Here is a 22,613-nt window from a genome sequence, read left to right as displayed (position 1 = left end):
AGTCACGCCGCCTGCTCCACCGCGACCGGCTCGCGGCAGCGGATGAAGAAGCCGATGCCGGCAATCACCGCTACCGCGTTGCCCGCGATATAGCCATAGACCGCGCCCTGGGCACCGTACCGCGGGATTGCGATGAGGTCCACCACGACCATGGTGAAAAGCACCAGCAGCCATTTCTCCACCAGCCAGTTCGGCCGGCGCAGGTAGATCACCAGCAACGACAACGCGGCGTCGGCAAACACCAGGCCGGATGCCATCGCGGAAAGGCGCAACAGCGTCACTGCGGCCTCGTAGTGAGCGCCGTAGATCAACGCAATGATCCATGGCGCGCAGTAGGCGATCAGGATGCCCCCGGCCACGCCCAGCGCAACCATGCCGGCAGTGACGCGCAGCACGTTGCGGCGTACCAGGGCCAGGTTCGGCTGCGCATAGATCATCATCGGCGCCACCGAGCTGGCGATGATCGCGCTGAGCATCATGAAATTGTCCAGAATCTGCATGGACGCGGCATAGCTGCCCAGCTCGAACAGGGAAATGTGCGGCTTGAGCAGGAGCTGGTCGACGCGCTTCGCGCACAGCATCAGCATCGTGCTCATCCAGAACACGGTGCCGTCGCGCAACAGCATCCGGGCAAGAGACCAGTCAAAGTCCACCGTGCCGCGCGGACTGCGCTGCCGGTAGTAGCGCGCCAGCAGTGCCGCGTACAGCACGGACTCCACGGCGATCACCCAGGCAAAGGCCGGCACGGAATTCATGCCGGCCAGGTAGAGAGCCGCGACCGCCACCATTCGGAACACGAGGCCGGCCATGCCGTAGACCACAGCCGGGCGGCTGTCGGTCCGAGACTGCAGCCATGACCGGACCGCGCCAAAGGGCTCGCGCATCAGAATGGGAATGCCGATGATGATGACGACCAGGACGATGACTTTGTCCTCCTCCGTCATCGCCACGACCACCGCCACCAGCACATAGCCAACCACTGCGGCAATCTCGCGCAAGCCAAACACGTGGGCCAGCAGCCTGTGCTGCGCGTCTGGCGCCTGGTCGGCCACCAGGCGCGGGATGACCACTTCATTGCCGCAGATAAGGGCGAACGCCGACGCGATCAGCACCAGCGATTGTGCGTACTGGAACTCCGCAAAGCCTTCAGGACCAACGGCGCGTGCGATCATTGCCACGCTCGCGATGCCAAACAGCACCTGCAGACCACGCTCGAAAACCAGCCAGAGCACATTGCGGGCGATCTGCATACGCATGCCAGGACTCCCCGGAAAGAAGATTGGTAACGTCATCGCCGGCATAGCCGTCGGGCCTGCCTTGCGGCCTGTCATCGCCAGGCGTGCCAGTCTTCGTTGGAAACGCGGTCAAAATGGCGCCGGCATCGTTGCATGGCCCGGCCATACCGCTTTTGCTACCTGTGACCGCGCGTATTGCCAGCGCTGCGCCTCACCTTGACGGCGGTTCCTGGCGCGGAAGATTCAGTCCCCGCCACCACGCCTGGCGCCGGTGCCCGGCTCGCTGGATCCCCGCATCGATTCTAGGCATTCTGGCAGCCCGGCCTCCGCACCCACTGTTGTCCCCCGCACACTGCCGCGCACCTTGCCAGGACGGATCTCCCAGACGATGGCCTATGCTCAGTCGAGTGGCCCGACACGTGGCCGCGCCCGGCCGTGTGTTCCCGCAGGATACTGCGTTGCCCGGGTCCATGCCATGTCGCTTTCGCTTCCACAATGGCAGGAGGCTCCCCCGCCTGAAGACAATGTGTGACAGCGCACCGAGCCTTTCAGCCGGCCTGCCTACGATGCATGCATCGTGGGCGTAGTTCCGGGTCTTGTGCCTGCCCGCTTTGCGAGGAGATCGCCGTGAGTCCACTCCGCAGCCGTGCCATCCAGCCCACAAGCATGGCGAGGTGCCGCAGCGCCGCAGCCTCCCTGCTGCCCCTGTTGACCACCGCGCTGCTGACGGCCTGTGCCGCCTCCCCGGGCATGGTCTTCGACAGCAAGGCGCCGGTCAAGGCGGTCGGCCCCGACGCGGTGCCCAACGTGACGCCGATCACGCTCGACCTCGTGCGCGAACTGCGCACCAAGATCAAACCCACCAACGAGCACGTCGAAGAGCTATATGGCGTGCCGCAGCCTTACCGGATCGGCCCGGGCGACATCATCTCGGTGGTGGTCTGGGATCATCCGGAGCTGGTCTTCCCGACCCAGACCTACAGCCCCGCCGCGAGCTTCGAGATTCCCGCGTCGACCGGTGGCTCCAACCTGCCGGGCTATGTGGTGGGTGCGCAGGGAGACATCCAGTTTCCCTATGCCGGCACGCTCAGGGTCGCCGGCAAGACCGCCGTCCAGGTGCGCGACGAAACCGCTCGCATCCTCTCGCGCGTCGTGCGGGATCCCCAGATGACCGTGCGCGTGCTCGGCTATCGCAGCCAGCGTGTCTACGTCGACGGGGAAGTCCGGACACCCGGCATGCTCGCCATCGACGATGCGCCGATGACGCTGGTCGAGGCGCTCAATCGCGCCGGGGGCGTGCTGAACACCACCGGGGACAACAGCCGCGTGCGGGTAACCCGCGGTGAACGCAGCTGGTACGTCAATATTCCCGCGCTGCTGTCCCAGGGCATCGATCCGGCCCGCATCATGTTGCGCTCCGGCGACATCGTGCGCGTGGAACAGCGCGAGGACAACAAGATCTTCGTGACCGGCGAAGTGGGAAGGCCAACGTCGCTGCTGATGCGCAACGGCCGCATGACGCTGAACGAGGCGTTGGGTGATGCAGGCGGCGTCAATCCGGGCACGGCCAATGCGGAACAGATCTTCGTCATTCGCAAGGCCTCGGACGGTGAACCCAAGGTTTTCCACCTCGACGGGTCATCGCCGGCGGCACTGGCCATTGCCGAAGGCTTCGAGCTGGAGCCGAAGGACGTGGTCTATGTCGACGCCCGCGACCTGGTCCGCTGGAGCCGCGTGATGAACCTGCTGCTGCCATCCACGTCCCTGGTCGGCACCGCGGCGACGATCAAGTGAGTGACGCAGGCATGCCCAGAACCATCCTCGTCGTCTGCCTCGGCAATGTCTGCCGTAGCCCGATGGCAGCCGTCCTGCTCAACCGCGCCCTGCCCGGCTTCGAAGTGACCTCGGCCGGGCTCGAGCCGCCGGTCGGCGCCGCCGCCGATCCGCGCGCCGTGCGCTTGCTGGCCAACGAGGGCTGCAATCTTGCCGGCCACCGTGCCCGCGCCGTCGACAGCACCCTGGTGGAATCGGCCGAGCTGGTACTGGTCATGGAAAGCTTCCAGCGCGAGACGCTCGAGCAACGCTTTCCGCAGTCGCGCGGCAAGACCTTCAGGCTGTGCGAAGGCATGAATCTCGATGTGCCCGACCCGTACCAAAGCTCGCAGCAGATGTTCGGCATTGTCCTGGAAATGATCAAGCAGGGAATCTCAGCCTGGTCGTCGCTATTGGAACCGAAGGACGCCGTTGCGTCGACGACAGTCACAGGGGGCCGACATGAGAATCATCACCAAGCAGGATGACGCGACCGACGAGCCGGTCGAGCAGGTCGAGTCTGCCGACCTGACCGCCTATGTCGATATTCTGGTCCGGTACCGCTGGTCGTTCCTCGGCACCACCGTCATCGTCGTCGCACTGGGCTTGCTCTACGCACTGATCGCCGCGCCGGTCTACCGCACGGACATCGTGCTCCAGGTGGAGGAGCAGAATGGGCAACCTGCGGGCGGTGCAAGCAAGCTGTCCACCTCGATGTCGCCGGGGCTGGATCTCAAGCCGGCGGCTTCGGCGGAGATGGAATTGGTGCGTTCCCGGATGGTGGTTGGCAAAGCCGTCGAAGCCTTGAATCTCGATATCGAGGCAAAGCCGCGCTACTTTCCGCTGATCGGGGAGAGCGTCACGCGCTTTAACCGGGAACTGTCCAAGCCGGGTCTTTTCGGTTGGGGCGGCTTCGCGTGGGGAAGCGAAACGATCACCGTGCCGGTGCTGGACGTGCCTGCGTCGCTGGAAGGCCGCACGATCCAGCTGACAGCGGCCGGCGATGGAGGCTATTCGGTGTCGATCAACGCCGGTGACGTCCATGGCAGCGGCAAGGTCGGCGAGCCCCTTTCCGTCGGTACGCCGGCCGGTCCCGTCCGCCTGCTGGTCAAGGAACTCGATGCGCGTAGCGGCACCAGGTTCGAGCTGCGCCGGCTGCCGCGCAGCACGGCCATCTCGCGCTTGCAAGGCAAGCTCGTGATTCTTGAGCGCGGCAGGCAAAGCGGCGTGATCGGCGTCGCGCTGGAAGGCAGCGACCCGTCAATGACTGCCGCCACGCTCAATGAAATCGGCAACGCCTATGTCGAGCAGAACGTGCTGCGCAAGGCCGCTGAAGCAGAGAAGTCGCTGAGCTTCCTGGAACAGCAGCTGCCCGCGCTCAAGCAGCAGGTCGAGACGGCCGAGAGCCGTTACAACGCCATGCGCAACCAGCGCGGCACCGTTGACCTGCCGGAGGAATCCAGGCTGATGCTGAACCAGTCGGTCCAGCTCCAGGCCAAGCTGCAAGAGCTTCGGGCCAAACGGCAGGAGCTGGACGCACGCTTCACGCCCAACCATCCGATCATCTCGCTGATTGACAGCCAGATCGCGAGCGTCAACGCCCAGATCAACGGTCTGTCGGGGCGCATCCAGAAGCTGCCGGATGTCGAGCAGAACGTGCTGCGCCTGATGCGCGACGTAAAGGTCAGTTCCGACATGCTGCAGTCGCTGCTGAACGACATCCAGCAACTCAGGCTGATGAAGGCCAGCAAGGTTGGCACCTCCCGTCTGGTGGACTCGGCGGAAGTGCCGGTCAACCCGATTCGCCCCAACCGTGAAGTCATCGCCACGCTTGCGGTCGTGGTCGGCCTCTTCGCCGGCGTCGCGGCGGTCGTCATGCGCCACAGCTTCAACGGTGGCGTAGGCGACGCCGACGAGATCGAGCGGAGAACGGGCATGGTCGTCTATGCAACGGTCCCGTTTTCGCAGCAGGAAGCACAGACGCAGAGGAAAGGCGCCGGCGACGTGCTGGTGCGGCGACAGCCGGACGATCCCGTGGCGGAAACCCTGCGCAGCTTCCGCACCGCTTTGCAGTTCACGTTGGCCGGCAACAAGAGCCGGACCGTGCTCATTACGGGGCCCGCCCCGGGCATCGGCAAGTCCTTCATCTGCGCGAATTTCGCTACGATCGCTGCCAGCGGCCGGCGTGTGCTGCTGATCGACGCCGACCTGCGTCGCGGGTCGCTGCATCGCCGCTTCGGGGTCCAGCGCACGCCCGGCCTGACCGAACTGCTGCTGGGCGCGCCGTTTGATCAGGTCGTGCAAAGGGAAGTGGCACCGGGTCTGGACTTTATCTCGACGGGCAGCGAGCCGCCGCACGCGACCGATGTCCTGCTCAGCCCGGCGATGGAGAGCCTGCTCGCCATGCTGACGACGCGCTACGACCTGGTCCTGATCGATACCCCGCCCATCCTGGCCGCCACCGACGCCGGCATCCTGGCCAGCAAGGCCGCCGCCGTCTTCCTGGTGGCATTCGCCGAGAAGAGCACTGTACGCGAACTGCAGGCATCCCAGCGGGCGATCCGGCAGAGCGGCGCCGAGGTCAAGGGCGTACTGCTCAATGGTCTGCGCATCGAAGGCCGCTGGTACCGGTCGCATTACTACTTCGGCAAATACCGGTACCTCGGTGAGTACAGCTCGAAGCCGGCAAAGCCCGCAAAACCGGCAAGGCGGGCCTGAAGAGCGTCGGGCGACCTTGACCGGGCCCGAAAATATCGCTGGTCTGCCAATCAATGGTTGCGGGCCTGCCCCTGTCCAATACCGGACCGGAGGCCTGGCTTGTTGCCGTCGCCACGACCATGCGCGTACGCCTTATAGCGGAACAGGATCCGAGATGAAGATCACGCCATCGCAGAATCGAAAGACGTCGAGCCGACTCTGGCTTTTCGTCACTGTCGTTGCTGGCTGTTCCTTTCCGCTGCTTTCGAACTTTCCGCAGACTGGATTCCAGGTGTCGGCCAGAAGCCTGAATGAGAGCCGGCAGGGTTCTGGCGCCCCATCCGGCGCCCCATCCGGCGCCATATCCAGCGCAGTAACGGCGGCCTCCGGCCCGGCCCCGACGGCGAGCGCCATGAGCGCTTCCGCGGCCTCGGATCCGTGCCCGCTTCTGACCGCCGAGAAGAGCGCCTATCCTGGCGCCACAGTGAAGGCCATCACCGCCTACGGGGCCCGGGGAGATGGCAGCACCGACGACTATGTTGCCTTCCAGCGGATGGCGTCAGAGATTACCAATCGCAGATTTTCCAGGCGCCAGATCATCTATTTTCCCAAAGGGACTTACTACATCAATCGCTACGCCGTCACCGGCGGTCCCGAGGCGAACAAGATCAGGAATATCCAGTTCCTGAAAGCGAGCAACTTCAGCCTGATCGGCTGTACGGGGTCGGTGGTTTCCTTCAAGGGGGACTTCACGATCACCAACGATTACAACCAGGGCGGGTCCTGGTATTCCTACAAGCACCAGCTCGGGTTCGAGTTCAGGAACTCCAGCAATTTCAAGGTCTCGGGCCTGGAGATCTACGGCAACGTCGACAAGATGTCGCGGCCGCCTGTGCCGAAAGGCGAATCATTGAGTGAAACGTCGTCACATGGGATCCAGACGAACGCGAGTTCCAACTATGAGCTCAGCCACTTGAAGGTCCATCACTTTGCCTGCGACGGCCTGTTTATAGGCGGAGAGTTCACCGCCGATCTCAACGGCACCATCCACGATGTCGATTCGTACAACAATGCCCGCCAGGGCATGAGCATCATGCAGGCAAGATCTTTCCGGATCACCAACTCCTCGTTCCGCAACACTGGTATTACCGGCGGCTCCTACCCGGCCCACGCTCCCGCCGCGGGGGTCGATATCGAGCCCGATGGCACGCCGGCGGATGGCGTGACCGCGCGAACAGGAAATATAGTCTTCGATGCCTGTCGCTTCCTGAATAACAAGGGCTCGCAATTCGTCGGTGGCGACAACGGCAGGAACACCGAGAATGTCACAATAAGAAACTCGCAGATTGTCGGCCCGGCCGGAACCAAGAATCCTTACGTGGTCATCTTGTCGGCGCCCGGATCCGTCATTGAAAACAACGATATCGACACTGCGGACGGCGGCGTTTACCCTGCCTATTCGGAGGGCGTTGGCGACATGAAGACAGTCAATACGATCGTCAGAAAGAATACGATCAGGAGCAGTGGCGTCGGACTTCAGGCGATCGATGCAGGGGCAAGGATCGTCATCGAGGGCAATACGTTCATCAGCACGCACAAGCCGGGATTCGGCGACCCGTATCCGAATATTTCCGCCGGGGTTGCCAGCTTCTCTGAAAACAAGCTTTCCTATCCGCGCAACAGCTTCGGCTCGAGATCCGTTGTCGGCGTAATCAAGGCCTCTACGTTGATGAACAACTCGATCACGACGGACCTCACCGGTGGAAACTACACCATCAGGGTCGGCGCTGGTGCCAACGCCGCGAACAACGACGTCGGCGCACATATCCGGTTCGCGCAATAGCGACCGTGCGCACCCTGGGGACGCGCTGCCCGCCGTCCTGCGGCCGCAGCCAGCCCCTCGTTCCGGCTGTCAAGGCCCGGCGTCATCGGACTGCGCTCCAGCATGGCCTGAGTGACGCCGGCATCCTGCCCGGCAAAGCAACCGCGGTCTGCCATTTGGCGCGCCAGCGAGTGCCGTGCGGAATTCGCAGCCAAGACCGTTCCATCGAAGAGGCGCCCCCGCGCCTGGAGCGACGCGCGGCGAGCGCAGCCTTGCGGGCATTCGTGACGCCGGCTCGCGCGTCGACTCGACGGCCCGATGCAACGATCCGTCGCGAGAGTCAGTCCCGGGAATCAGTCCGGAGATGGCAGCCTGGCCGGCGGCACCCAATCCAGCCAGGACTGCAGCGCATTTCCACGATCGGGACGCGAACGGCGGGCACGCAGAAACAGGTACGCCGCGCGTGCTGCCGTTCAGGATTTCCCTGGCGCATTCGCCTGCACCAGCGCCGGACGCTTCGGCTCGGCCGGTGGCAACGGCATCCCCAGATACGGATTGATGCTGTCGAAATCCGCCCGGTTGCTGCGCCGCTGCACCACGCCATTGAGAATCCCGCCAGCCAGGCGCGCATCCGCGCGGGCCAGCCGCTTGAGGGTTTCGTTCACCTGGTCCGCCGGCGTGACGTCGGCGCGAATGACCAGCAGCGTCGAGCCCGCCAGGCTGGCGATCAGCATCGCGTCCGCAACCGCCATCACCGGCGGCGTGTCGACGATGACCAGGTCGAAGCGGGCCGCGCAGCGGCGCAGGTTGTCCGCCAGTGTCGGCAGCATCAGCAGCTCGGACGGGTTGGGCGGCGTCTGGCCGTGGGTGAGAATGAACAGGCCGCTGACCACGGTCGGGCGGACGGCCTCGGCAATCGCCAGACGGCCGGCCAGGACTTCGGCCAGCCCGCCTTCAGCGGGCTGGTCGAACCAGTCGGCGACTTTTCCACGGCGCAGGTCCGCATCGACGAGCAGCACGCGCTGGCCGGCTTCCGCGAACAGCACCGCGAGGTTGACCGCGGAGAACGTCTTGCCCGCGCCCACCGCGGGGCTGGTGACGGCCACCACGCCGTCAGTTGCCGAACGCAGCGAGAAATGCAGCGCCGCGCGCAAGCTGCGCAGCCCTTCCACGGCGAGCGAGTGCGGCGCGCGCCGGGCGAGCAGAAAATGATCATGCAGCCCCTGCCTGAGAAGCCGTTCGCTTTCCGCATAGTCGCTGTCCGCCGGATCGGCGACCGATGCATCGACCAGCGCGGTGCCCGCGCGCGGGGCCTCGAGGCGGCCGTTCGCGTGCAAGGCAAAGCCCGCGGCAATGCCAAGGCGCCGCTTGGCGTCGATTTCGCGTTCGAGTGCCGCCTGTTCGTCACTGAAGGCGACATCGCCGAGCATGGCAATGCCAAGCCGCTCCTCGGCATCGTTGGCGGTGGCCACCGAGGGCTTCAGGCGCTGGCGCACGCCGACGCCGGCCACGCCAAGGCACAGCCCGAGCAGCATGCCGCCCGACACGAATGGCCACGCCCCCGGCCCGACCGGGCGCGCCGGGGCAATGGCCTTGTCGATCAGGCGCATCTGGCTGGAATTGTCCGAGCGCATCAGCGACAACTGCTCGACCTTCTTGCGCAGCGTCATGTACATGTCCTCTGCCACCTTGACGTCGCGCGCCAGCGCCACCGACTCGCGCTCCGAGGCCGAGAGGCTCTGCATGCGGGCATCGATCTCCGCGCGATCGCGCGTCATTTGCTGGATCTGGCTGTCTACGGTCTTCACCTCATTCGCATCCGTGGTGAAGCGCTGCAACAGCTTGGTGCGTTCCATCCTGAGCGCGGTGATCTGGCGCTGGTACTCCATGCTGCTGTTCAGGAACGATTGCGCATCACGGCTGGGTTGCATCGAACCGGTGCGGGCGCGATAGCGGCTTTGCGCCTCCTCGGCGCGCGCCAGCTCGGCCTGCACGCGCGGCAATTCGCCGCTCAGGAAGGCCAGCGAGTCGGCGGCGTCGCCGCGGCGCTGGGCCGCCTGGCCGTTGATGTAGGCGCGCGTCACGCCATTGACCAGCGCGGCGGCGATCTCCGGGACCGGGTACTGCCAGGCGACGCGGACCGTGCTGCCGCCGCCGTCAGTGCTTTCGCTCTCGACGGCGAGGTCTTGCCGGATCGCGTCGGCGGTGCGTGCCGGGTCATGGCGCGTGAGCAGGAAGCGGGTGCCGGGCGCGGCTTCGATGCGCGCCACGCGCAGTTCCACGCCGTTGCCGGCGGCATTCTCGCCGGCCACGCCTTCGACGAGCGTGGTGTCCTGGTAGCGGATGCGGTAGCCGCCATCCGGCAGCACCTCGAACTGCATGGGCTGGTCCACCAGCCGCTCCGGCACCGCCAGGCGGTCCAGCAGGAGCCGCTCGCCACCCCACGCGTAGCCGAGAAAGGTGCCGCGCGGCTGGCCCGGCGTCGACCAGCGCTCGACCAGCGCGCCGAGCAAGGGCGCGCGCACCGGCTTCGCGCTGATGTCCAGGTGCAGTTGTTCGACCACCGGCGCCACCACCGCGCGGCTGCGCAGCAGGCCGGCATCGAGCGGCGCGCCCGGCTGCGCCTGCCCGGCATTGCGCGCGGCGCCATCCTTGCCGTCCGCCTGCACGAGCGCCTGGACACGGTATTCGGGCGGCGACGACAGCGCCACTGCGCCGCCGATTGCGGCGCCAGCCACGCCCGCGGCGACGATCCATCCCATATGATCCAGCAGCGCCCGTGCCTGCAAGGCTTGCGCTTGCGGCGCTTCACGCCGGGGGATCTCCCGGTCGGCCGGTGCACCGGCATATGAAAGTCTGGTCACGGACACTGCTCCTCAAAGCGATGAAGGCCGGACCCGCAGCATGCGCTGCGGCGCCGGCCAGGCTTGCTCAGGCGCGTTTGCCAGCGTCAGGCATGCGCCAGCGCTGGCAGCAGGCGGTCGTACTCGCGCTTGACCAGCTTGTAGCACTCGCAGGAATGCTTTTCGAGCCCGCAGCGATCCAGCACCGTGATATGGCCACGGCTGTGATGGATCAGGCCGAGGTCTTCGAGCTTGCCGGCGGCTTCGGTCACGCCTTCGCGGCGCACGCCGAGCATGTTGGCGATGACCTGCTGCGTGATCGCCAGCTCGTTCGAGCTCAGGCGATCCACCGCCAGCAGCAGCCAGCGGCACAGTTGCTTGTTCAGGGAATGGTGCCGGTTGCAGGCGGCGGTCTGCGCGATCTGCGTCAGCATGGCCTGCACATAGAGCAGCGTGATCCGTTGCAGCGTCGGCGTGCGCGGCAGTTCGCTGCGCAGCAGGCGCGCGGGGATGCGGTAGGCCAGGCCCGGGCTGCGCACTTCCACGCGGCATGGCATGGTGTCGCCGCCGGTGACTACGGGCACGCCCACCAGGCCTTCGTTGCCGACCGCAGCAATCTCCACGGTGGCACCGTCTTCCAGCAGGGACAGCAGCGACACCACCGACGTGGTCGGGAAGTACACATGGACGATGCGTTGCCCCGAATCCGTCAGCAACTCGCCGGCACGCAGGCGCACCAGCTCGACGTACTGCGCCAGCGATTCCCATTCGCTGCGCGGCAATGCATTGAGCAGATAGTTGGCATTCAGATCCGAGCGATGCGCGATCATTTTCGTACCCCCTGTCCCATCCCGTATCCGGGCAAGAATCCACCTGCCGGTATCGCCCGCCCCGCCGGTCTGCCACGGGGCCCGGCCGCACCGGACCGGTCTGCCGCCGGCCTGTCCCGCCAGGCCTGCGCTTTGCATTCGTCTCCCCTCAGCCGGACTGCCGCGGCCCCGAACCATGCGGCAATGCATCCGGCCTGATGTCTGTATTTAGCGCTATGGATCGCCGGTCGGACAGTAGGCAGACGGCTGGTGCGCCGTCATCCATTGGTAGGTCGGCCGGAAAGCGGACATGCAAGGCAGCGCGCTCGCGGCGCCTGCCTGCGCGCACGCGGACGCGTGAGTAGTGCCGCTACGCGGCGTAGCTGGCGGGATCGTCCTGGTTCAGCGCCCACACCTTGCCGGCGGGCATGACTCCGGGTTGAGACGTTTGGCCGCCTTCATGCAAAAGGCGGATGCGGGTTCGCGCGCCAGGCGCGAGGTGGAACCAGTCCTGCGCCGGCTGCAGCACATGATCCTCGATGTGCACCCAGCGCGCGAAACGCGCGGCCGATATTTCGAGCCACCATTGACCCGCGTCTTGCAGGACTTCGGCGTGCAGGCCCGCCTGCGGCAGCGCTTCGGCGCGGCGGTCCGGCAGATGCGCGGCCTGGCTGAGCGGCTCGCCGCTGCGGGCATCCGACAGCGTGGCCAGCACGACGTCGCCCGCTTCGGGCGATCCGCCGTGCGGCGGGCGCGGCATCAGCGTGAGCGACTGATGTGCGCCAAGCCGCAGCACCTGCCCGGACTCGGCGCGAACCTGACTGCCGTGTGCGATCCAGCAAACCCTCAGGCAAAGGTCCCGCGCACCCGCGGTCTCGTTCATCAGGTCGGCACGGATCCGGCCCGCAGCGTCGGACCCGAGCAGGACCTGCAGCGGGCGGCACGCGGCACGCATCGCGTGCCAGGCCGACTTGGGCCGGCCCTGCACATCCACGACACCCGTGCCGTTGGCAAGCGACACATCGCGCAGCGCCGGTACCAGCGCCAGTCCGGACCCGCCGCCTTCACGGCGGCAACCAGCGATGAAATCACTCGCCAGTTCCGCGGCGAGCGCGCGCGACAGGCGCAGATAGCGTTGCGGATCACTGCGGCGCAGGTACGGCGGATCCACGCCGTACAGCGTGAGCAGGTAACGGTCGCGGACGTCCTCGGCATCCCATAGCGTGCCGCGCGGATGCCATACGCCGGCCTTCCAGCACGGATCGCCAGGCGCGTGCGACAAGCCGAGCGCATCGAGCGTGCGCGCGCATGGCACGCCCGCGATCTCGGGCAACCATGCCGCATCGGGCAGGTTCATGCCGTCTCGCCAGAGCAGCATGCCGGCCGCGTCGCAGGCGCTGAGCAGATCCGCGGGCGGTGCGCTATCGCGATCGAGATACAGCACGTTCATGCCGGCACTGCGCGCAAGACGCAACCAATGGCGGGTGGCCAGCGGCGAGGATGCGAGCGCGGCCAGTTCGCCGGCGTCCAGGCGCGCGCCACGGCAGAACACCGGCACATCGTTGATGCGCAGCAGCGGATCGCTTCCATGCCTGTCGCCCCGCACGCTGCGCAACGCGATCCGCCCGCAATCGAGCACTTGCCCGCCGGCTTCGGCCAGGACGCGATACCGCGCCGGCTGGCCATGCGTATGGGGCCACCAGAGCCTGGGATGGTCCAGCCGCACGTCGCCCGACAGCGTGAACGCATCCTTGCGCAAGAGCGGTGCGAGGACAATCCCATCCGCACCGTGGAGGCTCAGTCGCCCCTGCGCCGGTGCCTCGCCATGCAAGTGCAGGCGCATGGACACCCTGCCCGCGTCAGGCTCGATCCGGGCAGAGAGGTCCACCGCTGCATCGGCCAGGACATCGCCGCCGCCGAGTTCAAGCATCTCGACTGGCTGCAGCAAACCCACGGCGTGCAGTGGCGGGCCCTCGGCCGCCGCATGCCCGATGACACGCGCCGTCTGGAACGCCGGTGCCACGCGCCAGCACAGCGTGCCGCGCGCCGCGTGCAGCCGCGGTACGCTGGCCCGGAAACACAGGTGCAGGGTATTGATGCCAGCCAGGTCCACCTCCGCATCGCACGCGTCGCACAGTGCCTGCGGTGTGCCGATCGGCCGCCCGTTCACCCATGCCTGCGCCGCACCAGCCAGGCCCCGCAGGCGCAGCAGCCGGCGCCCGGTCGCGGCGAAACGCAGGCGGTACCAGTAATCGTGCCGATGCACGGCGGCGGGCACGGCATCCCGCCAGCGGCCCGATACGCGCATGGCGTCGGCCACGGTACCCGGCACCGGGGCCGGCAGCCAGGCCGCGCGCTCGTCCAGGCAGGCCGGGCTGTCCGCGGCGCCGGGCAGCGTTTCCAGCCATGACCAGTCGCCCGACACGCGCAAGACGCGAGGCAGCCGGGTATCGTCGTGCGCGCGCGCGACGACGGCCACCGTCACGCCTTGCTCCCCGCGAAATGCCGCGCGAGCACGGGCACGCACGCCTGGTAAGAGGCTTCGAGCTGGTCCAGGCAATCCTCGCACGTGTCCGGCTTGCGGCTGATCACCGCGCGCATCAGCCGGAACTGCATGACCATCGCCTCCGATGCCATGGTGTAGCACGCCTCGGCTGTCTTGTCGGGCACCTGCTCGCCTTGCATGACCAGCCAGCGCAGGTAGCGCGCGAGCAGTTCGAAATTGGCGCCGAGCTGGCGCAGTACACCGGCCGCATAGTGATGGAAGCCGGGTTCGCCGCGCGCCATCAGGCGCTCGAGATGTTCGGGGAACGCGGCGCGGAAGGTGCTGACCGGATTGTCTGACGGGCGGTTCGTCAGGTGAAAGCGAAACAGTTCCAGCGAAGCCTGCAGCAACGACGCGTCGCTGTACGTGCATGGATTGCGGCGCACCACGTCGGCGTGGGCGAAGAGCTGGACTTCCGGGTTGCGTCCGCCAGGCACCCGGCCAAAGAGCGTGGTGTAGTCTTCGCCGCTGGCGGTGTGATACCCGTCGGAGTGGAAATACCCCACGGCCAGCGCATCGGGGATCATCACGTCGATGCCGATGCACGAAAGCGTCCGCTGGCGATGGTAGGCCGTTCCCGGCGCTGGCGGCAGCTGGCTGCTGTCGACTTCCATCACCACGATGTTGCCGCGGCTGGTCTGCGCAGCCACGTGGTTCTCGAGCGAGTCGTACAACGTCAACGCATGGATGTTCAGGCCGAACAGCCGCTCGAGATCGGCCTCGGGTATCCGGCATTGCGTGAAATGGTCCGCTTCAAACGCCTGCCTGACGGTGCAAGGCAGCACAGCTACCGGCGGCAGGTCCAGGCCATGCAGCAGTTCAATCCATAGGTCGACGTGGCAGTTCACGTGCGACCAGACCGGATTTCCACCGCGCAATCCCGGACCGCCACGCCCACGCATCTTCGTGTCGCCGTACACTGTTGGCCTCCGCGCGTGCCAAGACTTTGCGTTTGCGGGCGCGCACAGCCAGGACTGCGAGCGCCAGCGCGCCGGCAGTTCGATTGTCTGTGCATCTCCTCCTGTCCTGCGCGCCTTCCCCCGACCGTGTCCGTGCCTCATGACCGGTCGTGCTGCCGATCATTGCGCGCCGTGTTCCCGCCAGTCTGTTGGGCGGCGCACAGAGTTGCGCAGTCCTGCGCGCGGCGGCTCGCGCAGCGCGCAGGACCTATCCGCCGTCATGGATGAAGCATGGATGAGTACCATGCGCGCGGTGCCGCACGCATGGTGCTTCTGGCGGATGGAGGCCGGGATGGCAATTGCCTATCGTCGATGGGACGTGCAAGCGCACTTCGGGCCTTGCACGGTTCAAAGCCCGCATGGTCCCCCGGTCGGCGGGCTTCTTTTTTTGGCGCGCCGGACGCGCCGGGAAGTCCCATCAGGCCGGTCGCAAGGCAGTGCGGCAGTCTCGCGCACGCGGCTTCAGTCGCTATGAACAGGAGCGCACGCGGCGCGTGCGCCGACACCAGTGGTTCAGGGCACGAACGTTGGCGGCAGCCTGTGCCGGTGCTGGGCGATGATCAGTGCCTTCAGGCTTTCCACGCGCAACCGTGCCTCGCGCTCGCCGGCTTCGCGGGCGGCCTCGGCCGCGGCCACTTCGCAATCAAATTGCCGGCCATGCAATTCACCGCGGTACAACAGCGGTTCATCGCTCTGCGTAGCCAGCCGGATTTCGAAGCAACATGCCCACTTGCCTCGCCCTTCGCGCACGGCGAAGCCGCGCACGACAAGGAATTCCAGACCGCAGTCCATACGACCCCCTAGCACCCCCGCGGCGGCGGCCTCTGAAGCGGGACCAGCTTCTGTCGCAGGCAAATCAAGCATAGCCGCGCAGCGCGCGGATTGCCCTCATCCGGTGGCCGTAGTCCCCACCGGACAAACGAGGGAGGACAACGGCGTGCCGCCCGCCACCGTGAGCGCGGTGCGCGGAAAACACTGCCCGCCGGCCCAGACGAGCGCCGTGGCGGCGCACACGAGTTCGGGCGATGCCGGCGCCGCGAGGCAACCGCTCGCACCGAGCAGCGCGGCATGCAGCATGAGCGAGGCATCGAGCCGGTCGGAGATCACCAGCCAGCGCCGCGGCGCCAGCCTGGCGTGCAGGCGGTCGAGCAGCGTCCGTTGATCGCCTTCGACACCGCTGCAATCGAGCAGCGCGAGATCGGCAGGGTCTTCGGCTTGCTCGTCGGGCATGGACGCATCGGCTTCGTCGAGCCATTGCGGCGCGCGCCAGCGGATCGGCTCGGGCAGGCTGAGCGCCTGCAGTCGGCGGGCCAGCACCCGGCACATCACTTCGTTGCTGGCAATCAGATAGGTCGACATGGACGGTGTGGAGCGGCGGTCCTGGCCGCGGAAGCGATACCACCGTTGGAGAACCGGGGCACGCTGTGCCCCGCCTGCCCGGCACAGCACGCGCAGCGCGGCACGCTGCCGCGCACAAGTGCCTGCCGGTGCCTTTACTGGGAACATAGCAACCTGCCGCCACGTCCGCGTCATGCTTTTGGATGAGCCAGGCTCGCCATACGGATGAGCCCGCCCGTCAGCGCTATGCCGCTGCCATGCCCGCGCCCGCCGCGACCTGCAACTGGCCCGCGGATGGCGGACCGGCCCAGTTGAGTGTGGCACCACGCTGCAGCGCGACGTAAACCGCTTCGCCCTTGTTGCGCACATGCAGCCGCTGGTAGAGGGTACACGCGTGCGTCTTGGCCGTAGCAACGGAGATATTGAGGATCCGGCTGACGGTCTTGATCGGGTAGCCGCGCGCCAGCAGCGCGAGCACCTCGTACTGCCGCTCGGTGATGTTGAGCAGGTGCGCGCCGGCCGATGGCGTTTCGTAAGTACCTGCATGCGTCGGCGCCAAAGCGCGCGGTGCTGGCTGTGCCGGATCGTCGCGGAGCGTCGCCGCCATGGCCAGGACACCATGGCCACGTTGCAGTGCCACGACGTTGCGGTCCTCGTCGGCCGCCGCCGGGTCGGACAGCATGGCATGCTCCACTAGCGCGTCGCTCATGGCAGCGGGCGCGCTTTCCATCTGGATGCGGGACGGGAAGCACTCGCCGCCGGCCAGCACCAGGCGCACCGCGGCGTCCAGCGCCGCAGCGCTGCTGTGCTTGTGCATGCAGCCGCGCACGGACTCGGGCAATGCGGCAGTGGCGAGCACGGCGGCTGGTGATTCGGCCAGCACGAGCACGCGCTGCGGCGCCAGGCGCTCGCACACCTCGGCGAGCTGCGGGCAGCCGTTGCCGTGTTCGGACGGCAGTCCGAACACCAGCAGGTCGGCGTCATGCAGCCAGAGATCGGATTCAATGGGAGCCAGCGGATCGATATCGATCAGGTCCCCGGGAATATGTGCTTGCGCCAGCAGATGGCGCAGCCCCAGGCGCAGCAGTGGATGAGGCTCGATCAAGAGGATTGTGGCCATGGCCGCTCTCTTTTCTTGTAGCGGCAAGCGCGAGCCCTGCAACAACCCGCCCTTGCAGTCGGAAAATGCCTCGCTATCCTGCGACTTGCATTCTCCCTACGATCCGGCAGAGCTCCAGCGCCATCAGTGTTCCCGTCCGTCCGGCTGAAGGCCCCTTCCCTTGGAGGTGTCGAATCGCCCCGTTTGCGTCTGTCCGACGCTTATCAACCCGCATGGCGCTCTTAGACGCCATTGAATTCAGATGTAAGAAAACGTAACTCTGGTAACCAGCATATGAAACGGTCTTGACGAAAGCAAGACATGACCAGGACCGCCGGGTTTTCCCCATCATCAATTCTCATGATGCGCGCGGTCCGCGAAACGTTGCTGCGCGCAAGGTCGTATGTGGAGTAGCAGGCGCGTAAATGCGTGCGCCGTGGAGCAACCGTGGCTTCTAGACGTGAATCCCGTGAAAGGGGATCCCCCGGTCGGGGTACGCAGACTTGCGCCGCCGTGCCACCCCCCGCTGAAGAGGGGGTCATCCAGGAAGCGGCAGATGTCTTCAAGAAGCCACTTGCCCGCCGGGGCTGGCGGGCGAGCAATGGCGATCAGAATTGCGCCCGGTCCTCCGTGGCCGGGGCTGGGTTCGCCGACGCCGCGGCGCGTGGCGCGGCAGGAGACGGCCTGGATCCGATCCCGTCCTTTTGCGGGGCTGCGCCCTGTTCCTGGCGTCGTTTCGAATGCAGGATGAGCCAGGCCACGCTGCCAATCACGATTCCCCAGAAGGCAGAGCCCAGGCCGAACATGGTCATGCCCGATGCCGTGGCCAGGAACGTGATGACCGACGCCTCGCGGTGATCGTCCTGCGTGATGGCCTCCATCACGTTGGACATGATGGCGCCGACCAGCGCCAGCCCCGCAAGCACCGCGACGAAGGCGTGCGGCAGCGCATCGAACAGCAGCACGATGGTGCCCGCGAACGTGCCGCCGACGAGGTAGAACACTCCGTTGGCGAGGCCGGCCACATAGCGGCGCGCGGGGTCTTCATGCGCGTCCTTGCCCGTGCATAGCGCGGCGGTAATGGCCGCCGTCACGATGGTGATGCCGCCGAAGCACGCGACCGCCGCGCTGGCGAGGCTGGTGACCGCAAGAATGGGCCGCGCCGGGGTGCGGTACCCCGACAGGTGCAGGATCGCCATGCCGGGCAGGAACTGCCCGGTGAGGCTGACGATCACAAGCGGGATGGCCAGGCTCAGCGTCGCGCCGAGCGACCAGTGCGGCGCGGTGAAGACGGGACTGGCCAGCGCCAGGTGAAGGTCGCCCGCATGCGTGAGCCCCAGCATCGCGGCCACCGCGACACCAACCGCTAGCACCACGATCATGCAGTAGCGCTGCAGCCAGCGCCGGCACACGAGGTAGGTCACGATCATCACGCCCGCCAGCAGCGGCAGGGTCGCTGCAGCCTTGAATGCGCCTGCTCCAAACTGGAACAGGATGCCCGCCATCATGCCCGCCGCGATGCCGCGCGGAATGCGTTGCACCAGCCAGTCGAAGCTGCCCGAGATCCCGATCAGGAACAGGATGGCCGCGGCGCTCACGTAGGCGCCCACGGCGTCCGCCACGCTCAGTTGCGGGAACAGTGTCACCAGCAGCGCCGTCCCGGGTGCGGACCATGCCGTGACGACCGGCACCCTGAGCCACCCGCTCAGCAGCAAACCCGACACGCCTGCGCCGATCGAAATGCCCCACACCCAGGACGTGACCATGTCGGCCGGCAGGTTGGCCGCGTGCGCCGCCTGCAAGAAGATCACCAGCGGGCCGGAATAGGAGATCAGCACGGCGAGGAAGCCGGCCATGATGGCGGACAGGGACCATGCGCTGCGGGCGCGGTCCGCCTGGCTTTGGGCGGGGAAGGTTAGGGGTTCTTGCATGGGGTGGTGAAGGCGCGGGGGCCTGCTTGTCTCCGTTCCGGGTGTGTTCTTCTGCGGGACGCCGAGATGCTGGCCGGCCCCTAGGGCGCACATCCCGCTGCCTTTTCGTGCCGGGGGCGCGCACCGAGGATAGACAAGTGCCGCGCGGATCGTCCAACACTGATTGGGTATTGGGTTGATACGTGGGAGGTATGGTGGTGGTCCGCAAAGGAATGCTAACCGTCCTATCGAATCACGATCGGCAACGCGCAACACTTGTCGCCGTCATCGCGCAAGCTTCAACGTGTTCTGCCTGCTCGGGTGCTGAAGGCTCAGCTTGAATTGGTGCTGGATGAAGTGGGACTTGCCGCCTGAACCAACATGCTGCGCATAACAGCGTTGCCTCCGGCGTGATTGGGGCTGCTGTGCTTGGCAAGCGCGGCTGTTTCGCCGGCGCAGCCGGCGACCTACTTCTGCCCGAGCGGCAAAAGTAGGCAAAAACGCGTCTTCGTGGTCGACGAACGGCCTGAAGACGGTACAGGGCATAGCCACACTGTCTGCCGCGTAGATGATCAGGATAGACACATCCCTTTGCCAGCCGCGCGCCAAGGCACGAAAGCCGCCTAGCGGAAGCGTACCCATTTCTGCGTGCGCCAATGGGCGTCAAGAAAGTCGCAATTTTCCACCCGCAGTGGCTCGCGCTGAGGGTGGAAGTGGAAATCAGTGAAAGATCCTGCGGGGTTCGCCCGGCAATTGCTACAGGTGCAGGCAATAAAGTGTGGTGACTTGCACAAAAATAATTTACATTAACTTTGGCGCCGCAAAAGTGCCCTGCTCGAAATCCACTTTGAATAAAGTTGTTATAGTTCAGTCACTTACGTAAGAACCAGCGATGAGTGAAGACCACGGCGCTTCTGCCGCCACCAAGCTGACCCGGACGGAATTCGCTGTGGTGCGCGCGTACGCGCAAGGCATGCGTCCGGTCGACATCGCCAACCGCTATCTGTCGGATCCGGACGATGACGATGTGCTGACAGAGCACCAGGCAATCGCGCGCATCCTGGGGCTACGAGATCGTCTCGTACAGTTTGCCTTGCAGCATGACCGTCCCGAGATCGCCGAGATGTTCGAGGCGCTGCGGGGGCGGTCCGACGTCGGCATGACCCGCCGGGTCGATGCCCTCTCCTCGCTGGAAGGATTGGGACAAGGCCGGCCGTCGTCGGGGCACGAGGTCGGGCTGTGGTTTGGCCCCAATCTGGCCCGCCGCCTCACCGCCGCCGGCATCCACAAGATATCCGATCTCGCCGGGTTGGCTAATGCGCGCGGCAGTAGTTGGTGGCGGGCGGTACCGCGGATCGGCCCGAAGTCGGCGGAAGTCATTACGAGATGGCTGATTGCCCAGCGTGACCCTCAAAAAGATAACAATACGGCACTTATAGGGACCTATATCATCGCGCCGTCCGAAGCCTCCCGGCGCCCCACCATGGTCCCGTTGCCCCTTGGTCCTCAGATGGCGTATCCGGCCCCGCTCGAGCTGATGCTACCCCCTCTCGCCACGCGCGCGTCACCGGATGCCGGGCAATCGGATCTGGAACTCGTGCGGCAATGGCTGGATGCCAAGCCGCGTTCGCCGCACACGCGCACCAGTTACCGCAAGGAAGCTGAACGGTTGCTGCTCTGGTTGGCGCGGGAGCAGCTGCGTCTGGCCGAGATAACCGGGGAATCGCTGCGAACTTATGCGGCGTTCCTGCAGGCTCCTGAGCCAGCCGCGTTCTGGTGCGGGCCGGCAAGCCCACGGGATCGTGTGCACTGGCGCCCGTTCGAGGGTCCATTAGGTGTCAGCTCGCGGACAGCGGCACTGCGCGTCGTTCGTGCGTTGCTCACGTGGCTGTCGAAGGCGGGATTTATCGAGGGAAACGTCAATGTTGTCGATGCCGCGGCGGTCGATGTTGCATCCGGCGAGTCGGATGGGCGCGGCGTGCTCTCGCGCAGCGACATTGACGGTTTCCTGGACTGGTTGGGCAAGCAGGAAGAGGCGAAGTGGCAGGCGGCGTTCGCGGCTGGCCTGCTGATCCGGGATGGATTCAGGCTCAGCGAACTTGCCGGCATTTCCTGTGAAGGCTTGCAAATAGATGCCGCTGAAGATTGCCTGCAGTGGAATGGCCCAAAGGCGCGACCCCGCGTCATTGCGCCGGATACACTCGCATCGTTGCGCAAGCATTGGGTACGGCGGGGCCTGACCGCCTCCCCTCCTTCCAGTGCGGCGCTCCTGGGACCGACAGACTACCCGCCTACCCGGCGTGGCGCCGCAAAGCGCCTCGCGGGCCACGGTGCGGGCTATGGAGCCAGTGGTCTTGATCAGCTGTTGAGGGCCGCATGGAAGGCCTATGTGAGGACGCGGGCAATGTCATTGCCGGCATTCACGCCCAGGCAGATCCGGTCCGCAGCGGCGTGAATCCCGCGCGAGCAAGGGCCGTCATACCGCCCCGCCCCATGCGTGAGACCTCGGCGGCCTCGCGGCCCGGCCGTCTCAGAGCAGCGTCTTGTCGAGCCCAAAGCGCGTCTTGAGCGCTTCGACCAGCGCCTCGCGCGCACTGCGATCGCTGAGTTGCACGTCAAGCATGACCCGGCCGGAGTCCCACTCTTTGATGGTACCGAGCAGCTGGCCGCCATCCGTACGAATCTTGTACTGGCGACTGATTTCCTTCACCTTGCGCGACTTGCCCTCCTGCGCCTGCTTGCGGATCGATTCCACTTCGCGGCTGGACAAGCCGTCGGTCATGATGCGTGTCGCCAGCTCCCGCGTGCGATCTTCGCCAGCGAGCTTGAAGTAGAGCGTCAGTTCATAGCCGGCGGCAATACCAATGGCGTTCGGTCGCTCGCGCATGACGCCGAGCACCGATTCCGGCAGCCGCAGCAAGGCGAGCGTCTTGTTCACCGTGCCGGCGGAGATGCCGGTCAGTTCGCAGATATCTTCTTCCTTCTGGACCTTGCCTTCGTCCAGCAGCTGGCGCCAGGCGATCGCGTTGTCGAGCGCCGACTGGTCCGACCGCTGCTCGTTGAGCATGAACGACAAGCGGTAGAAATCCAGATCACTGAGATCATTCTCGACAAAGCACTCCATCTCCAGCTTGCCGGCAGACGCCAGGGCTCGCTTGCGATAGTGGCCATCGATCAGGATGTAGTGGCCGGGACGGGACGGATCCGGCGCGGCCAGGCCCGGTGTCTTCTGCCCGTGCGTGGCAATTGACGCAGCGCGCTCTTGCACCACGGCAGGGTCATAGATCCTGCGCGCGTTGAGCGGATTGTCATGCAGGTGGGTCAGGAGAATCCGGACCAGCGGGCGGGAACTCTCGGTTTCCGCACTTTCAGCGCTGAAAGACGGTGCCTGTTCCTGTTGGCGCGCCTGCAGCAGGCCGTTCGGATGCTGTGAGATCGCCGCCTCCGCCCGTGCAAAGCGGTCCAGAGAATCGCTGCGGCTCTTTTCGGCCGCCATTCCGGCCAGCATGCCAGCCTTCAGGCTCTTGAGTTTGGTAGCCATGCC

Annotated in this window: 15 protein-coding genes; 5 read left to right on the top strand and 10 right to left on the bottom strand. The window is 66.0% G+C overall.

Annotation, left to right across the window (positions count from 1 at the left end; all coding sequences use genetic code 11):
* Positions 1-2: 2 nt before the first annotated feature.
* The gene (locus AC3FNH_RS18485) at positions 3-1,256 is read right to left on the bottom strand and encodes an oligosaccharide flippase family protein (protein WP_488721113.1); all 1,254 of its coding nucleotides are present in this window, start codon (positions 1,254-1,256) and stop codon (positions 3-5) included.
* A 645-nt stretch (positions 1,257-1,901) separates the two neighbouring features.
* Between AC3FNH_RS18485 and AC3FNH_RS18480 the strand changes: the two genes are divergently transcribed.
* The 4 genes from AC3FNH_RS18480 to AC3FNH_RS18465 all read left to right on the top strand — a co-directional run bounded on the left by AC3FNH_RS18480 (position 1,902) and on the right by AC3FNH_RS18465 (position 7,587).
* Positions 1,902-3,029, top strand: coding sequence for a polysaccharide biosynthesis/export family protein (locus AC3FNH_RS18480; RefSeq protein WP_276103342.1), 1,128 nt, complete (start codon positions 1,902-1,904; stop codon positions 3,027-3,029).
* Positions 3,026-3,535 (top strand): low molecular weight protein-tyrosine-phosphatase, encoded by a 510-nt coding sequence (locus tag AC3FNH_RS18475; protein WP_488721112.1) that lies wholly within the window; start codon positions 3,026-3,028, stop codon positions 3,533-3,535. The genes AC3FNH_RS18480 and AC3FNH_RS18475 overlap by 4 nt, the downstream gene beginning before the upstream one ends.
* Positions 3,510-5,765 (top strand): polysaccharide biosynthesis tyrosine autokinase, encoded by a 2,256-nt coding sequence (locus AC3FNH_RS18470; protein WP_488721111.1) that lies wholly within the window; start codon positions 3,510-3,512, stop codon positions 5,763-5,765. The genes AC3FNH_RS18475 and AC3FNH_RS18470 overlap by 26 nt, the downstream gene beginning before the upstream one ends.
* A gap of 154 nt (positions 5,766-5,919) precedes the next feature.
* Complete coding sequence (locus AC3FNH_RS18465) at positions 5,920-7,587, top strand: right-handed parallel beta-helix repeat-containing protein (RefSeq protein ID WP_488721110.1); 1,668 nt, start codon at positions 5,920-5,922, stop codon at positions 7,585-7,587.
* Between the two features lie 452 nt (positions 7,588-8,039).
* Here the strand turns inward: AC3FNH_RS18465 and AC3FNH_RS18460 are convergent, their stop codons facing one another.
* The 8 genes from AC3FNH_RS18460 to AC3FNH_RS18425 form a co-directional block, all read right to left on the bottom strand.
* Complete coding sequence (locus AC3FNH_RS18460) at positions 8,040-10,430, bottom strand: polysaccharide biosynthesis tyrosine autokinase (RefSeq protein ID WP_488721109.1); 2,391 nt, start codon at positions 10,428-10,430, stop codon at positions 8,040-8,042.
* Positions 10,431-10,516: 86 nt separating this feature from the next.
* Entirely contained in the window at positions 10,517-11,239 is a 723-nt protein-coding gene (locus AC3FNH_RS18455) for a Crp/Fnr family transcriptional regulator (protein ID WP_276102629.1), read from the bottom strand.
* A 349-nt stretch (positions 11,240-11,588) separates the two neighbouring features.
* Positions 11,589-13,703 carry a glycoside hydrolase family 2 protein gene (locus AC3FNH_RS18450; RefSeq protein ID WP_488721108.1) on the bottom strand — a complete coding sequence of 705 codons (2,115 nt, stop codon included), beginning with the start codon at positions 13,701-13,703 and terminating at the stop codon, positions 11,589-11,591.
* The gene (locus tag AC3FNH_RS18445; RefSeq protein ID WP_488721107.1) at positions 13,700-14,683 is read right to left on the bottom strand and encodes a DUF1839 family protein; all 984 of its coding nucleotides are present in this window, start codon (positions 14,681-14,683) and stop codon (positions 13,700-13,702) included. The genes AC3FNH_RS18450 and AC3FNH_RS18445 overlap by 4 nt, the downstream gene beginning before the upstream one ends.
* A gap of 552 nt (positions 14,684-15,235) precedes the next feature.
* Positions 15,236-15,514, bottom strand: a complete 279-nt coding sequence (locus AC3FNH_RS18440) for a hypothetical protein (protein ID WP_276102626.1) — start codon at positions 15,512-15,514, stop codon at positions 15,236-15,238.
* A 96-nt stretch (positions 15,515-15,610) separates the two neighbouring features.
* Positions 15,611-16,081, bottom strand: a complete 471-nt coding sequence (locus AC3FNH_RS18435) for a class I SAM-dependent methyltransferase (RefSeq protein ID WP_488721106.1) — start codon at positions 16,079-16,081, stop codon at positions 15,611-15,613.
* 223 nt (positions 16,082-16,304) lie between these two features.
* Complete coding sequence (locus tag AC3FNH_RS18430; protein ID WP_276102624.1) at positions 16,305-17,180, bottom strand: response regulator transcription factor; 876 nt, start codon at positions 17,178-17,180, stop codon at positions 16,305-16,307.
* Between the two features lie 587 nt (positions 17,181-17,767).
* Positions 17,768-19,090 (bottom strand): benzoate/H(+) symporter BenE family transporter, encoded by a 1,323-nt coding sequence (locus AC3FNH_RS18425; RefSeq protein ID WP_488721105.1) that lies wholly within the window; start codon positions 19,088-19,090, stop codon positions 17,768-17,770.
* A gap of 871 nt (positions 19,091-19,961) precedes the next feature.
* Between AC3FNH_RS18425 and AC3FNH_RS18420 the strand changes: the two genes are divergently transcribed.
* Positions 19,962-21,524: a phage integrase family protein gene (locus tag AC3FNH_RS18420; RefSeq protein WP_488721104.1), complete on the top strand. Its 1,563-nt coding sequence runs from the start codon at positions 19,962-19,964 to the stop codon at positions 21,522-21,524.
* A 75-nt stretch (positions 21,525-21,599) separates the two neighbouring features.
* Here the strand turns inward: AC3FNH_RS18420 and AC3FNH_RS18415 are convergent, their stop codons facing one another.
* Positions 21,600-22,610, bottom strand: a complete 1,011-nt coding sequence (locus AC3FNH_RS18415) for a ParB/RepB/Spo0J family partition protein (protein ID WP_276102621.1) — start codon at positions 22,608-22,610, stop codon at positions 21,600-21,602.
* Positions 22,611-22,613 lie beyond the last annotated feature (3 nt).

The sequence above is a fragment of the Cupriavidus sp. 22TCCZM01-5 genome, from assembly GCF_057798915.1.
This window is presented reverse-complemented; position numbering and strand designations above follow the sequence as displayed.